The sequence below is a fragment of the Croceibacterium segetis genome (assembly GCF_011320115.1).
Classification (GTDB): domain Bacteria; phylum Pseudomonadota; class Alphaproteobacteria; order Sphingomonadales; family Sphingomonadaceae; genus Croceibacterium_B; species Croceibacterium_B segetis.
Window position 1 is genome coordinate 87624 of the sequence record NZ_JAANOZ010000009.1, and the last position, 14352, is coordinate 101975.

11 protein-coding genes are annotated in these 14352 nt (G+C 66.6%); 8 read left to right on the plus strand and 3 right to left on the minus strand.

The features are described from left to right. The first annotated feature begins 107 nt into the window (after positions 1-107). The 7 genes from G7B69_RS11580 (at position 108) to G7B69_RS11610 (ending at position 9800) form a co-directional block, all read left to right on the plus strand. A complete protein-coding gene (locus tag G7B69_RS11580) occupies positions 108-611 on the plus strand; it encodes a hypothetical protein (RefSeq protein ID WP_166179378.1) in 504 nt (167 codons plus the stop codon). A gap of 176 nt (positions 612-787) precedes the next feature. Continuing rightward, positions 788-2722, plus strand: a complete 1935-nt coding sequence (locus G7B69_RS11585) for an outer membrane protein assembly factor BamB family protein (RefSeq protein WP_166179380.1) — start codon at positions 788-790, stop codon at positions 2720-2722. Continuing rightward, on the plus strand, positions 2719-3759 hold the full coding sequence (locus G7B69_RS11590; RefSeq protein ID WP_166179382.1) for a hypothetical protein: 1041 nt from the start codon (positions 2719-2721) through the stop codon (positions 3757-3759). Before G7B69_RS11585 ends, G7B69_RS11590 begins: the two co-directional genes overlap by 4 nt. Further along, positions 3756-4790, plus strand: coding sequence for a hypothetical protein (locus tag G7B69_RS11595; RefSeq protein ID WP_166179384.1), 1035 nt, complete (start codon positions 3756-3758; stop codon positions 4788-4790). Before G7B69_RS11590 ends, G7B69_RS11595 begins: the two co-directional genes overlap by 4 nt. Next, the gene (locus G7B69_RS11600) at positions 4787-5992 is read left to right on the plus strand and encodes a hypothetical protein (protein ID WP_166179386.1); all 1206 of its coding nucleotides are present in this window, start codon (positions 4787-4789) and stop codon (positions 5990-5992) included. The genes G7B69_RS11595 and G7B69_RS11600 overlap by 4 nt, the downstream gene beginning before the upstream one ends. A gap of 2 nt (positions 5993-5994) precedes the next feature. Continuing rightward, positions 5995-7656: a carboxylesterase/lipase family protein gene (locus tag G7B69_RS11605; protein WP_166179388.1), complete on the plus strand. Its 1662-nt coding sequence runs from the start codon at positions 5995-5997 to the stop codon at positions 7654-7656. A 26-nt stretch (positions 7657-7682) separates the two neighbouring features. Continuing rightward, positions 7683-9800, plus strand: coding sequence for an outer membrane protein assembly factor BamB family protein (locus tag G7B69_RS11610; protein WP_166179390.1), 2118 nt, complete (start codon positions 7683-7685; stop codon positions 9798-9800). Between the two features lie 168 nt (positions 9801-9968). Here G7B69_RS11610 and G7B69_RS11615 read toward each other — a convergent pair whose 3' ends face one another. From G7B69_RS11615 to G7B69_RS11625, 3 genes are all read right to left on the minus strand, one after another. After that, complete coding sequence (locus G7B69_RS11615) at positions 9969-10481, minus strand: DUF6644 family protein (RefSeq protein ID WP_166179392.1); 513 nt, start codon at positions 10479-10481, stop codon at positions 9969-9971. Between the two features lie 12 nt (positions 10482-10493). Further along, a complete protein-coding gene (locus tag G7B69_RS11620) occupies positions 10494-11021 on the minus strand; it encodes a DUF6644 family protein (protein ID WP_166179394.1) in 528 nt (175 codons plus the stop codon). Positions 11022-11271: 250 nt separating this feature from the next. Next, positions 11272-12300 carry a hypothetical protein gene (locus G7B69_RS11625; protein ID WP_166179396.1) on the minus strand — a complete coding sequence of 343 codons (1029 nt, stop codon included), beginning with the start codon at positions 12298-12300 and terminating at the stop codon, positions 11272-11274. A 167-nt stretch (positions 12301-12467) separates the two neighbouring features. Here G7B69_RS11625 and G7B69_RS11630 point away from each other — a divergent pair, with 167 nt between their 5' ends. Continuing rightward, positions 12468-14351: an outer membrane protein assembly factor BamB family protein gene (locus G7B69_RS11630; RefSeq protein WP_166179398.1), complete on the plus strand. Its 1884-nt coding sequence runs from the start codon at positions 12468-12470 to the stop codon at positions 14349-14351. Position 14352: the final 1 nt, after the last annotated feature.

Genomic DNA, 14352 nt, shown 5'->3' on the forward strand with positions numbered 1-14352 from the left:
CCTTTGCTTGCCTGCGCGGCCGAAGTCAATAATGCACTAGTTGACGCGCCCTGAAGGTCAGTTGAATAGCCGCTTCAGGAAACAGCAGGACGATCGGCGGGAGAGGCATGGTACGTCGCGGTTTGACGTTGTTCGCGCTGGCGTCGCTGCTTGCCGGTTGCGGGCGTGCCGAACCCGGCGACGATCAGCCAGCCAGCGGCGCGACGCCCTACGTCAAGGCGCACTCCCTGCAGCAGCTGATGGCCACGGTGATGGAACCCGATGCGCAGGTCTTCTGGCACTCGGCAGGGACGGTCAGCGATTCCGGGGGCACGCGCGATCTCACCCCCACCACTCCCGAGGGCTGGACCGCCGCGCAAAGCGCGGCAGCTACGGTCGCCGAAACCGGAAACCTGCTCCTGACGCCGATCTATTCGAAAGACCGCGGCCCCGACTGGATCGAGTTCGCCCAGAATCTGGTGCGCGCCGGCAAGCAGGCGGAGACGGCGACCATCGCGCGCGACGGCGAGGCGATGTTCGAAACCGGCGCCAGGCTTTCGGAGGCGTGCTCCGCCTGTCACCAGGCCTATCTGCCGCAAGAGCAGGCGGCCAAGGCGGATTCGGGGCAGTAAGGCCGGCTCGGCGGACAATGTCACGCTGGGGAGGGGCATACAGCGCGCTCCCCGGCGCCCATTTTTTCGGATATTGTCAACTTATCGCGTTTTCCACCCTTGTTGCCGCGGGCAATTCTCGGCTAGGCTTCCGGCACGGGAGAATGGGTGTGAAAGCAGAACTTCAGGCAAAATCGATGGATCGCCGCGTCCGCGCGGCTCGTGCTGCGTGGCTCGCGGCGCCGCTCGCCGCCGTGCTGGCAACCGCAGGGATCGCCGCTCCGGCCGCGGCCAAGTCGGCGTCGACGGCGACCAGCTTCGACTACAAGGGCTGGGACGCCTACGCCGGCGGCGCCGATTCGTCGCAGTATTCCTCGCTCGACCAGGTCAACACCGGCAACGTGAAGGACCTCCAGGTTGCCTGGACTTTCGAGACCGGCCCCGGGCCCGCGCCGCACTTCAACCCGATTCTGATCGGCGACACGCTCTACCTGATCGCCGGCGCCCGCCTCGTCGCGCTCGATCCGGTGACCGGCGCGAAGAAGTGGGACAAGGATTACGGCGGCCGCATCGGCGACCGCGGCATGAACCATTGGCAGAGCGCCGACGGCAAGGACCAGCGGCTCTACTTCCTCAAGGACGGCATGCTGACCGCGGTCAACGCCGCCAACGGCGAGGTGATCACCAGCTTCGGCACGGGCGGCCAGGTCGACATCCGCACCGGCCTCGAGGCCGACAAGATGCCCGCGCGCCCGCTGATGACCAGCAACCCGGGGCGGATCTACAAGAACACGATCATCATCTCGCTGCCGGCGGCGGCCTACGATTTCGCTTCGGCGCCGGCGGACATTCACGCCTACGACGTGCTCACCGGCAAGCTGAAATGGGTGTTCCATACGGTGCCCGAAAAGGGCGAGTTCGGCTACGACACCTGGCCGGCCAAGGATCACGAGAAGTTCGGCGGGGTCCACAACTGGTCGGAATTCACGATCGATACCAATACCGGGATCGCCTACATCCCGACCGGGACCGCACGCTACGATTTCTACGGCGGCAACCGCGAGGGGCAGAACCTGTTCGCCAATTCGCTGCTCGCCCTCGACGCCGAGACCGGCAAGCGCATCTGGCATTACCAGGTGATCCACCACGACCTGTGGGACTTCGACATTCCGCAGTCGCCCAAGCTGATGACGATCCACAAGGACGGCAAGGACATCCCCGTCGTCATCCAGGCGACCAAGTTCGGCTACATCTTCGTGTTCGACCGGCGCACCGGCAAACCGGTGTGGCCGATCAAGGAAACCCCGGTGCCCAAGTCCGACGTGCCCGGCGAAAAGGCCTGGCCGACGCAGCCGATACCGACCTGGCCCGAACCGTTCGCGCGGCAGGGTGTGTTCACCGAGGACATGATCAACCCGTATATCTCGGACGAGGACAAGGCCAAGCTGCACGCGCTCCTCAAGACCGTGCGCAACGAGGGCCTGTTCACGCCGCCGAGCATCCAGGGCACGATTTCGCTGCCCGGCCACAACGGCGGCGCCAACTGGGGCACTTCGGCCGTCGATCCGGTGAAGCATCGTTACTTCGTGGTCTCGAAGCAGCTGCCGGTGAACGACAAGCTCACCCTTGACGAGCGGCCGGAATCGCAGGCGGCGATGCCCAACGGCGGCGGCGACGTGAAACCCTACAAGTCGAACGTCGACTTCATGCTGCAGACCAACGGATTGCCGGCGATCAACCCGCCGTGGTCGCTGATCACCGCGTACGACATGGACACCGGCAAGAAGATCTGGTCGCTGCCCAACGGCGAAGTGATGACGCTGGCCGAAAAGGGCATTCACGACACCGGCAGCACCGCGCCGCGCGGCAGCCCGGTGGCGACCGCCGGCGGCCTGGTGTTCGTCGGCACCTCGTCCGACCGCAAGGTCCGCGCGCGCGACGCGTCGACCGGCAAGGTCCTGTGGGAAAACCAGCTCGACGCCGCAAGCGAGGGCGCGCCCGCCGTCTACGAAGCGGGCGGCAAGGAATATATCGTCTTCCCGGTCGGGGGCGATGGGCTGTTCCCGCCCAAGCTGGGCCAGCCGAAGCCCGGCGCCAACCGCTACGTCGCGTTCGCGCTGCCTTCGAAATGATCCCCAAGGGCGCCCTTGCCCTGCTGCTGGGGGCCGCCTGCGTCTTCGCGGGCGGCGCCGCGGCGCTTGCGCAGGACGCGCCAAAGGACCTGACGGCAATCCCCGCGGTGCCGAAGACCTACAAGCCCAAGCTCACCGCCTGGGGCGAGCCCGACCTGTCGGGGCTATGGCCGATCGACCACCTCAACATGACGCCGTTCCAGCGCACCGAAGCGCAGGGCAACCGCTACTACCTGACCGACGAGGAATACGCCGCGCGGCAGAAGCAGATCGACGCGGCAGCCGGGCGCTACGACCAGGAGGCGAAGGACAACAAGCTGGGGATGGGCGCCTGGATGGAGGCCGGCGCGGCCAATCGCCGGACCTCGTTCCTGATCGATCCGGCGAATGGCCGCCTGCCCGCCAAGACCGCCGAGGGCGAGCGGCGTTCGAAGCTGATGCGCTCGAGCTATCGCCCGAACCAGGAGTTCGACTGGACGACCGACTTCGACAGCTGGGACCGCTGCATCACCCGCGGCCTTCCGGCCTCGATGTTCACCATCAACTACAACAACGGCATCCGCCTGTGGCAGGCCCCCGGGCTGGTCGCGATCCAGCTCGAGATGGTCCATGAAACGCGGATCATCCCGACCGACGGCCGCCCGGGCATTTCGAACCGGGTGCAGAACTGGCTCGGCGAAAGCCGCGGCCACTGGGAGAACGGCAACACGCTGGTGGTCGAAACGACCAACTTCAAGCCGGGCCCCTCGGCAACCAACGTGGGGACCTGGGGCTCGCCCCCGGCCAACGATACGCCGGTGAGCACCGAGGCGAAGATGACCGAGCGCTTCACGATGACCGGGCCCGACACGATCGTCTACGAGGTGACCTGGAACGATCCGACGATCTTCACGCGCCCGTGGACCGCGCGCCTCGATTGGCGGCGCAAGAGCGACTACCAGTTCTTCGAATATGCCTGCTGGGAAGGCGACGTACAGATCCGCGGCTACATCAGCTCGTCGCGCGCGCAGCGGGCCAAGGAGCAAGCCCAGAAATGACCTTCTGCAAATCGCTCTGGCTCGCCGGCCTCGCGGCCGCGCTGGTGTTGCCGGCCGCCGCCTCGGCCGAGCAGGACCTGACCAAGCTGCCGCCGGCGCAGAACGGCTTCAAGCCGAAGACGACAGCCTGGGGCGAACCTGACTTTACCGGCGGCTGGCCGATCGACAGCCTCAACGGCCGCACCCCGCTGCAGCGCGATCCCAAGTTCGGCAACCGTCAGCTGCTCACCGAGGCCGAGTTCGCCGAGCGCAACGAAATGGTGACCAAGCTCGAGAACCGCTACAACGACGAATCGAGCCAGAACAAGCTCGGCATCGGCCACTGGGCCGAGGTCGGCCCGGCCAACCGCCGCACCAGCTGGATCACCAGCCCCGCCGACGGACGCCTCCCCGCCTACACGGCCGAAGGCAAGAAGCTCTCGGACGCGATGCACTCGACCTGGCGGCGCAACCAGGACTTCGACTGGACGAGCGACTTCGACAGCTGGGATCGCTGCGTGACCCGCGGCCTGCCCGCCTCGATGTTTCCGTTCATGTACAACAACGGGATTCGCATCTTCCAGTCGCCCGGCCTCGTCGCGATTCAGCTCGAGATGATTCACGAGACCCGGCTGATCCCGACCGACGGCAGGAAGGCGATCCCGCGGCAGATCCACCAGTGGCTCGGCGAGAGCCGCGGCCACTGGGAGAACGGCCAGACGCTGGTGGTCGAGACGACCAACTTCCATCCCGGCCCCTCCGCCACCAACATCGGCACCACCGGCTCGCCGCCGGAGAACGACACCCCGGTCAGCACCGACGCCAGGATGGTCGAGCGCTTCACCATGACCGGGCCCAATTCGATCGCTTACGAGATGACCTGGACCGACCCGGTCGTTTTCACCGCCCCGTGGTCGGCGCGGCTCGATTGGCAGCGCGACGACAAGTACGGCATTTTCGAGTACGCTTGCACGGAAGGCGACGTGCAGATCCGCAACTACATCTCAGCATCGCGCGCCGGGCGCGCGCAAAAGAGGGAGAGCTCCCAATGACGTTCCGTAAGACCACTCTTCGCCTGGCGGCGGCCTCGGTGCTTCTCGCCAGCGCCGGCATCGGCACCGCGCTGATGGCGCAGGACAAGGCTCCTGCCGCCGCGGCCCCGGCGGCCAAGGCGGTTGCCGATCCGACCAAACTCCTGCCGGTCCCGCAGGACTATCACCCGAAGAAGACCCAGTGGGGCGAGCCCGACTTCACCGGCACCTGGCCGATCGACAACATCGCCAGCATCTTCTTCCAGCGCAACGATCGCTACGGCAACCGCTTCTACCTGACCCAGGAGGAGCTCGACGCGCGGGAGAAGGAGCGCCAGGGCTCGCTCAAGCGCTACGAGGAAGAAGACAAGCAGGGCAAGATCGGCATGGGCCACTGGGTCGAATCCGACGCCTCCGGCGGCCAGACCGCGCTGCTCGTCGATCCGGCCAACGGCAAGCTGCCGGCAATGACGCCGTGGGCGCAGGAGTTGTACAAGAACGGCCGCTCGAGCTGGAACCAGCATCCCTATGACTGGGTCAGCGACTTCGATACCTGGGACCGCTGCGTCACCCGCGGCTTCCCGGCCTCGATGCTGCCGTTCCGCTACAACAACGGCATCCGTGTCAAGCAGTCCCCCGGCTACGTCGTGATCGACCTCGAGATGATCCACGATTCGCGGGTCATCCCGGTGGTGCCGAAGGCCCAGTGGGCGGCGCTGCAGAAGAAGCGCTGGCCGGCCAACGTGCGCACCTGGATGGGCCAGTCGCTCGGCTATTGGGAAGACGACAACACACTGGTCATCGAAACGACCAACCTGAAGACCGGCGATAGCGTGATCGGCAACGGTTACGACCGCGGCCCCTCGCCGCTCAACATGGCGACCATGGGCGTGCCGCCGAACAACACCATCCCGACCAGCGACCAGGCCAAAGTGGTCGAGCGGCTGACGATGACCGGCCCGAACTCGATCATGTACGAGATGACCTACTCGGATCCGAAGGTCTTCACCGCGCCGTTCACCGCCCGTCTGCCGTGGACCCGCAACGAGGATTACGGCTTCTACGAGTACGCCTGCTTCGAAGGCGACGTGCAGGTCCGCAACTACATCAACTCCTCTCGCGCCCAGCGCGGGCTCAAGACCAGCGAGATCGGCGACCCGGATCGGGTGGGCGCCGAGCCGGTCGCGGCCGCGAAACCCGCCTCCGAAGCGGTCGGGGGCTGAGGATGAACGCACCTCGCTTGCGGGCAACTGCGGCGGCGCTGGCTCTCGCAGCCGGCGCCACTGCCCTCGGCGGCAGCCCGGCGCTCGGCGCCGGCACCGCCGCCATGCTGCAGCCGGTCAGGACCCAGCAGGGCATGGTCCAGGGCACTACCGGCGAAGCGCCGGGCGTGACGGTGTTCAGGGGCATACCCTTCGCCGCGGCACCGGTCGGCGAACTGCGCTTCCAGCCCGCTGCGCCGCCCAAGGCGTGGACCGGCGTGCGCGACGCGAGCAAGTGGGGCGACACCTGCATCCAGCCTTCGGGCAAGACCCGGCCGATCGGCGTCAACCAGGCGCTCGACATGCCGGATTCGCCCAAGGCGAGCGAGGACTGCCTCAACCTCAACGTGTGGACCCCGGCCAGGAAGGCCGGCGCCAAGCTGCCGGTAATGGTGTGGTTCTACGGCGGCGCCTACGCCGAAGGCGGCGGCTCGATGCCGTTCGCCAACGGCGCCAATCTCGCCACCAAGGGCGTGATCATCGTTTCGATGAATTACCGCGTCGGCCCGTTCGGCTTCCTCTCGACGCCCGAGCTGACCGCCTCTTCGCCGCATCACGCCTCGGGCAACCAGGCGCTGTCGGATTCGATCGCCGCGCTCAAGTGGGTCAAGGCCAACATCGCCGCGTTCGGCGGTGACCCCAACAACGTGACGATCTTCGGCCAGTCTGCCGGCGCGTGCATCACCGCCGCGCTGGTCGGGTCGCCCGTCGCGAAGGGCCTGTTCCAGAAGGCGATCTCGGAGAGCGGCGCCTGGGCCGGCCTCACCGCCGCCAAGATGGCGACGCGCGAGGAGATGGAAAAGCGCAGCACCGAGGCGCTCGACAAGCTCGGCGTGCACAGCCTCGCCGAGCTGCAGGCGCTGCCGGCCGACCAGGTGGCCAAGCTCGGTCGCGCGCAAGGCATCATCGTCGACGGTTGGATCGTGCCCGAGGACGAGAGCATCACTTTCGCGCAAGGGCGGCAGAACAAGGTTGCCGTGCTGCTCGGCTCGAACGGCAACGAAGGTGGCAGCTTCGGCCCTCCGGGCGGCGCCAACGTGACCGCGGAGGCGTGGAAGGCCGGTGCGGCGCAGCGCTGGAAGGACCTCGCCGATCTCGGCCTCAAGGCCTACCCGGCGGCGACGGATGCCGAGGCGAAAGCGGCCTCCTCGCGCCCGTTCACCGACGGCATCGCCTGGTTCATGCATCTCTACGCGACCGACCAGGCCAAGGTCGGCCAGCCGGCCTACCTCTACCAGTTCGTCCGCACCCCGGCCTCGGCGCCGGGCAAGACGAACGGCGGGGCGAGCCACGCGTCGGAGCTCGCCTACGTGTTCAACAACCTCGACAAGCCGCGCGAGGTGCCGGACAACAGCGACCCGGCGGTGGTCAGCAAGAGCGCGCCCGACATCAAGCTCGCCGACCAGGTCTCGAGCTACTGGACCAACTTCGCCAAGACCGGCAATCCCAACGGCAAGGGGCTGCCCAATTGGCCGCAGGTGACCAGGATGGCCCGAAACCAGGCGATGCTGCTCGACGTCGATCCCCACGTGGGTGATACGATGACGCCAGAGCAGGTTGCGCTGTACGACGCGCTTTACGATCGCGACGTGGCCAAGCCGCTCGGGATCGCCAAGTGGAAGTAAGCTGAATTTAGAGGGGAGGAGAAGGTATGGCGCTGTCTGACAAGGGGCGGCGCTGGCCGCTCCTCCTTTCCGTCGCGGGCCTGGTCGGGCTCGGCGGCGCGGCACTGGCGCAGGGCGCCGGCGGCTTCGACGCGCAAGTCGAGATCGGGCGCGCGGCCTACGTCCAGAACTGCGCTTCCTGCCACGGCGAGAAGCTGGTGGCCGGGCAGTTCGCGCCTGCGCTGAAGGGGCCCGAGTTCCTCGGCCACTGGGGCGGCGCGCCTCTCGGCACCCTTTACGACTATATCCACACCTCGATGCCGCCGGGGAACGCCGGGACCCTGCCGGAAGACACTTATGCTTCCATCGCGGCGCTGATTCTCAAGGAGAACGGCGGTGCCGCCGGACGGGGGATCAAGGCCGGCGAGATGGACGGCATCGCACTGCCCGCCGCCCCAGCCGGAGCACGCGGAGAGAGCGGAGTCGGCGGCCTTTCGACGCGGCTCTACCCGCTGCCGCCGGGGCCGAAGATTCCCGACCGTTTCGCGAACTTCAAGTCGGTGACCGAAGCCGAGCTCGACAATCCCGCGCCCGAGGACTGGCCCGCCTGGCGGCGCAGCCACCTCGGCCTCGGCTACTCGCCGCTCAAGCAGATCGACACCTCCAACGTCGGCAACCTCACGATCGCCTGGGCGCAAGCGCTGCCGCCGGGGATCAACATGAACGAGCCGCTGGTGCGCAACGGCGTGCTCTACGTGTTCGGCTTCGGCGACAACGTCTTCGCTTTCGACGCCGCCAGCGGCCGTCAGCTGTGGCGTTACCAGCGCAAGCTGCCGCAAGGCGCGCAGCTCAATTCGCGCAAGACGATCGCGCTCTATGGCGACAAGCTCTACACCGCGACCTCGGACAATCACATGGTCGCGCTCGACGCCAGAACGGGCCGTCCCGTGTGGGATGTCGTGCTGACCGATCGCCCCGGCATGCGCATCCCCGGCGGTCCGCTCGCCGCCGACGGCGTCATCATGCAGGGGTTTGCGAATAACACCGCTGGCGGCGGCCTGATCGTCGCGGTCGATGCCGATACGGGCGCAAAGCTGTGGCAGTTCGAGACGGCCGCCAAACCCGGACAGGTCGGCGGCGACACCTGGAACGGCCAGCCTGGCGACACCCGCAAGGGGGGCTCGGTTTGGACCTCGGGCAGCTACGATCCGGTCAACCACCTCGCGCTGTGGGGCGTCGGCAACACCTACGACACCGGCCCGCTGCGCGACCTCAAGCCGGGGATGAACAACGACGCGCTGTTCACCGAAAGCACGCTGGCCTTCGAGCCGCGGACCGGCAAGCTCGTGTGGTTCTACCAGCACAATCGCAACGACCAGTTCGATCTCGACTGGGTGTTCGACCGGGTCATCGGCACGCTCGATGTCGGCGGCAAGCCCCAGCGGGTCGTGATCACCGGCGGCAAGAGCGGGCTGTTCGATGCGCTCGACGCGAAGACCGGCAAGTACCTCAAGACGGTCGACATGGGGTTGCAGGACTACATCGACCGGATCGACCCGGTGACGGGCGACAAGCACGTCAAACCGGAGAAGACCCCCGGACGCGACAAGGGCCCGGTCTACATGTGCCCGCACGGCGGCGGCGGCCGCAACTGGAACCCGACCTCGTACCTGCAGTCGACGCAGACCCTGTTCGTCGCCGCCCGCGACGTTTGCACGGACCTGACGCCGGCCACCGGTCCGGGGTTCCTCAGCACCGGCGTCAACGCGGTCTATGCCCCGCAGCCCGACGGCGACAGCAACTACGGCGTGCTCCAGGCGATCGACATGCGCAGCGGCAAGGTCTTGTGGGAAACGCGCCGCCGGCAGACGCCCGACATGGGCGTGCTGACCACCGCCGGCGGCTTGTTGTTCACCGGCTGGATGGACCGCCACTTCGTCGCCTACGACCAGAGGACCGGCAAGGAGCTGTGGAGCAGCGGCGTCACCGGCGTGCCCAACGCCTCGGCGATCACCTACTCGGTCGACGGCAAGCAGTACGTCGCGATGGTTACCGGCGCCGGCAATCCGCTGTCGTCAGGCATTCCCGACGTGATCCCCGAGACGCAGATGCCGAGCGTCAACAGCTCGTCGGTCTACGTCTTCGCGCTGCCTGACCGGAAATGATCGACCCCACAGACTTTCTGCCCCTCAGGGTTCAGTTGATCCTGCTTGGCTTGGCGGTGATCCTGGTTTTGGCGATCGCCGTTCTGGTCGAAATCACGGGAAGCTGACGGGGTGAAAGAAAAAGGCCGCCTCGAGGGGCGGCCTTTTCCTTGTCGAAGTGCTTCGGACTCAGCTGCCGAAGATGCCGAGCGTGAAGCCGATCGCGCGGCCGAAGAACACCACCGCGAGCCAGAACACGATCGACAGCGCCGCGGCGACCTTGACCGCCACCGGCATCGACGCATCGCGATCCCAGTGCTCGACCGTGCGCCAGGTCATGAAGTGGAAGTACATCATGTTGAGCCCGGCGAGCGCCATCATGCCCATCTTCCAGAGGAAGTAGGGATTGCCGACGTAGCTCGAGGCCTTGCTGATGAACAGCAGGCCACCCGTGATCGCCGCCAGCACGAACGCACCCCAGGTCCACGGCAGCGTATCCTTGGCAACGGCGGTGACGGCGAACTTGTTCGAGGTCCAGCCGAGCATCCGCAGGTCGACGACGAAGATCGTCCCGAGCACGGAAACCAGCGCGATGACGTGCAGCGTCTCGAGAGTCGGGAACATCCAGGTCGATTCGGCGATCGTCGTGCCGAGGCTCGAGAACTCGATCCGCTCCCAGATATTGGTTGGTGTAGGATACATCGAAATTCCCTCTCAAACCGGCGCGTAGGCGATCCAGCGACCGCCCAGCATGATGAGGCACCACAGGATGATGATGAGCACGGCCCCGGTCTTGATCACCGGACCGGCCTGGCCGCCCGCGGCGAGCCGCCGCATGACCCGGCCGTGGAACCACAGGCTGGCGAGGATCGCGAGCACCACGCCCACCATCTTGACCCAGAACACCGGGTTGATGAGGTCGCGGATCGGCTCCGAGATGACCAGCAGCGACCCGCTGACGACAAGCATTACCAGCGACCACCAGATCCAGCGGATGTAGCGGCGCTCGGTCTCGGCCATCGTGCGCTCGGTGCCGGCGAGGCTGAAAAGCCGCAGGCTGACCATCAGGATCGAGCCGAACGCCGAGGCGATCGACAGGATGTGGATGCACTGCAGGATCGGGATCGCCCAGAAGTGGGTCTGCAGCCACAGGCTCACCGATGTGTCGGAGAGCCACAACGTCAGCTCGACGAGCGGCGTCGTGCGCAGCCATTCGGTGAAGTGGTATAACAAGTCGCCCATCAGATACTCTCTTCCCCTGTCCCTTGCCGACCTCGTCCGGTCGTTCGGGGACCGTGACCAAAAGCGGCAGCCTTGCCGAGTTAATTACCGTAACGCCGCCAGTTACAGCCTTGGCGACGCTCTCCTCAGTGGCGAAACGCGCTAGCGGCGGAAAGCGCCCCCGCCAAGTCCAAAATTGACAATGTCCGGATTGAGAATGCGCGGATTTCGCTTTGTCGGGGGGTAGCTCCCCCACGAACAGGGCTTTTGCCTAGTTTTTCCGCTCCGCAGCTTCGCGCGCCGCAACCGCCGCGGCACGCTGCGCGGCGAATGCCGGATTGGTCGCCTTGATATAGGCGGTGATCAGCGTGTTTCCTTCGTGGCAGGCGTATTCGAAACTCTTGTAATTATCGTTGCGGGTCCACGGATAGGAGATCGTGAAGGGTCCGGTCAGCACTACCGGATCCTCCACATGCGCCTCGTACTGGATCGTGTTCGGCCCGGTCGGGGTGAAGCGTTCGGTCACGTGCAGCGCCGGGCTGGTCGGCACCGGCTCGTTGCTCGGACCGACGATGACCATCGGCGATTCGCCGTTGAAGTTGGTCGTTTCGACCACCAGCGTCTGGCCTTCCCAGTGACCGCGCGAATCGCCGAGCCAGGCCTTCATCGTGCCGGGCATTGCCGGCCGCCGGTCGAGCGGGATTATCCGCGTTTCGTGAATCAGCTCGAGGTTGAGCACGACATAGCCCGGCGCCTGAAAGATCTGCACCCCGTTGTTGTAGGGGAACGGAATCATCGAGGCCGGCATCCCGCGGGTGATGCAGCGATCGAGCGAGTTGAAGTCCTTGACGCTCGAGAACAGGTCGTTGTCCCAGCTCGAGTGGGAGGCCTTGGCCATCGTCTGGCCGCGCGGCGTCAGCGGCGGGATGCGGCCGTTCGCCGGCTCCATGATCAGCGATGTCTGCTTGAGTACGGTGCCGTACTCGAACCAATGACCGGCGCCGAGTTTGTTCGACTGGTCTTCCTGGTCGGCGCCCTGGCCCCGCGTTTGCGCGGCCTTGAGCGCGGCGGCGTATTCCGCGTCGGTGAGCCAGGCCTGGTTGCCGTATTTCGGATCGCGCTGCATTCGCGTGTTGCCGACCTCGAGCGGCCACATGCCGCGCAGATCGGGATCGCCCCATTCGGTGCGCGGGGCCTTGTAGGTGCTCGGCTGGGGAGCCTTTTGAGCCGCTGCGGGCATGGCGGCGGCGAGCGACAGGACCGAAACGACGACGGCGAACCGGGCGATGTGGCGGGTCATGAGCTTCTCCCAATCGCAATATGGCTACTGCAGGCGACAAACCGTTGTCAAAGCCGCCGATCCTGCCTAAACAGGACAAAGTCAATCGAACGCGGCTGGAAGCTGCGCACTGTCTGGAAGAGGGGAACGGAATGCGCAGCGCGGGACGCTTGGGACTTGCGGCACTCATGACTTTCGCCGCGCCCGTGGCGGTTCTCGCGCAGGACGCGGTCCCGGCCGGAGACTGGCTGACGATCAACCGCGATCTAGCCGCGACTCGCTATTCCCCGCTGGACGAAATCAACCGCGCGAACGTCGCCCAGCTGGCGCCGAAGTGGTCGTACGCGATGAAGGGCTTCAACACCGCGGCGCCCCTGGTGGTCGGCGGGACGATGTATTTCCCGGTCGCCAACCGGGTCGTCGCGCTCGATGCCGACACCGGCACCGAGCTGTGGGTCTACGAGGAGCCGAAGAAGGCCGATCAGGGCCCCGGCAGCGGTGGCGGCGGCGGGATGTCCGGCCGCGGACTCGGCTACTGGCCGGGAGACGGGACGCTCGGCCCGCGCCTGCTGGTCGTGGCCGGCAAGCAGATCCTCGCCATCGACGCCGCGACGGGCAAGCTCGCGACCGGCTTCGGCAATGGCGGCAGGGTCGACATCGACCCCGCCTATGGCGGCACCCCGACGATCTACAAGAACGTCGCGATCATCGGCGCGGCGACGCTCGAGAACCCGCAAGGGGTTCCCGGCAACCCGCGCGCCTACGACGTGCGCACCGGGCAGAAGGTGTGGGAATTCCAGACCGTGCCGCACCCGGGCCAGCTCGGCGGCGACACCTGGGGCAACGACGGCTGGAAGAACCGCTCGGGCGCCAACATGTGGGCCGCCTCCGCGCCGCTCGATGCGCAGCGCGGCATCGTCTACCTGCCGATAAGCGGGCCGGCGGCGAACTATTGGGGCGGCGACCGTCCCGGGTCCGGGCTGTTCGGGAACTCGATCGTCGCGGTCGACGCGCTGACGGGCAAGTACTTGTGGCACTTCCAGACCACCCACCACGACTTGTGGGACACGGACATGCCCAACGGCGGCCTGCTGTTCAACGCCAGGCGCAACGGCAAGAGCGAGCCGGTGATCGCCCAGGTGCCGAAGACCGGCCTGTTCTACGAACTCGACCGGGTTACCGGCAAGCCGGCGCTGCCGATCGATGAAGTGGCCGTGCCGAAGGGCGATGTTCCGGGCGAATACTACAGTCCGACCCAGCCGGTCCCGCGGGTCACCCCGCCGCTGGCGCGCACCTCGTTCACCTATGACGACATGGTCACCGCCGAAGACACCACGCCCGAACACGCGGCCGCGTGCCGCGCGATGTGGGACAAGGCCGGCGGCTACCTCAATTACGGCCTGTTCACGCCGTTCTTCTTCCACCGCGACGGCGCACCGCCGAAGTCGACGATCCAGCTCCCCGGCGGCACCGGCGGGGTCAACTGGGGCGGCATGGCGGTGAACCCCAATACCGGCGTGGTCTTCGCCAACGTGCAGAACACGTCGCTGGTCGGCTGGGTCGAGCGCAAGAACACGACGAAGAGCTACAGCTTCGACGCCAACGACACCAACCAGCCCTATGACCGGGCGAGCGTCGACGGGAAGGGTCCGTTCTTCTCTTTCTCCGCTCCGATCTCGGGCAAGTACGACGAGAAGACCGGCCGCCCCGACGGCCCGACCGCGCCGTGCTACAAGCCGCCGTGGAGCACGCTGACCGCGGTCGATGCCAACACCGGCAAGGTCAAGTGGGCGGTTCCGCTCGGGCTCAACGAGGCTCTGCCGAAGGGCAAGCAGCTCACCGGCAACTCGGGCAACGCCGGGCCGACCGTCACCGCCGGCGGGCTGGTCTTCGTCGGCGCAACCAATGACAAGCGCTTCCGCGCGTTCGATGCCGATACCGGCCGCGAGCTGTGGGAGGCGCAGCTGAGCAACAGCGCCAATGCCAACCCGATCAGCTATCGCGGTCGCAGCGGCAAGCAATACGTAGCGATCAATGCAGGCGGCACGATTGTCGCCTATGCCGTTCGCTGAT

What these genes read in the sequence shown, in the direction of transcription:
- G7B69_RS11580 (WP_166179378.1), top strand. Translation starts at nt 108, where the DNA reads ATGGTACGTCGCGGTTTGACGTTGTTCGCGCTGGCGTCGCTGCTTGCC.
- G7B69_RS11585 (WP_166179380.1), top strand. Translation starts at nt 788, where the DNA reads ATGGATCGCCGCGTCCGCGCGGCTCGTGCTGCGTGGCTCGCGGCGCCG.
- G7B69_RS11590 (WP_166179382.1), top strand. Translation starts at nt 2,719, where the DNA reads ATGATCCCCAAGGGCGCCCTTGCCCTGCTGCTGGGGGCCGCCTGCGTC.
- G7B69_RS11595 (WP_166179384.1), top strand. Translation starts at nt 3,756, where the DNA reads ATGACCTTCTGCAAATCGCTCTGGCTCGCCGGCCTCGCGGCCGCGCTG.
- G7B69_RS11600 (WP_166179386.1), top strand. Translation starts at nt 4,787, where the DNA reads ATGACGTTCCGTAAGACCACTCTTCGCCTGGCGGCGGCCTCGGTGCTT.
- G7B69_RS11605 (WP_166179388.1), top strand. Translation starts at nt 5,995, where the DNA reads ATGAACGCACCTCGCTTGCGGGCAACTGCGGCGGCGCTGGCTCTCGCA.
- G7B69_RS11610 (WP_166179390.1), top strand. Translation starts at nt 7,683, where the DNA reads ATGGCGCTGTCTGACAAGGGGCGGCGCTGGCCGCTCCTCCTTTCCGTC.
- G7B69_RS11615 (WP_166179392.1), bottom strand. Translation starts at nt 10,481, where the DNA reads ATGTATCCTACACCAACCAATATCTGGGAGCGGATCGAGTTCTCGAGC.
- G7B69_RS11620 (WP_166179394.1), bottom strand. Translation starts at nt 11,021, where the DNA reads ATGGGCGACTTGTTATACCACTTCACCGAATGGCTGCGCACGACGCCG.
- G7B69_RS11625 (WP_166179396.1), bottom strand. Translation starts at nt 12,300, where the DNA reads ATGACCCGCCACATCGCCCGGTTCGCCGTCGTCGTTTCGGTCCTGTCG.
- G7B69_RS11630 (WP_166179398.1), top strand. Translation starts at nt 12,468, where the DNA reads ATGACTTTCGCCGCGCCCGTGGCGGTTCTCGCGCAGGACGCGGTCCCG.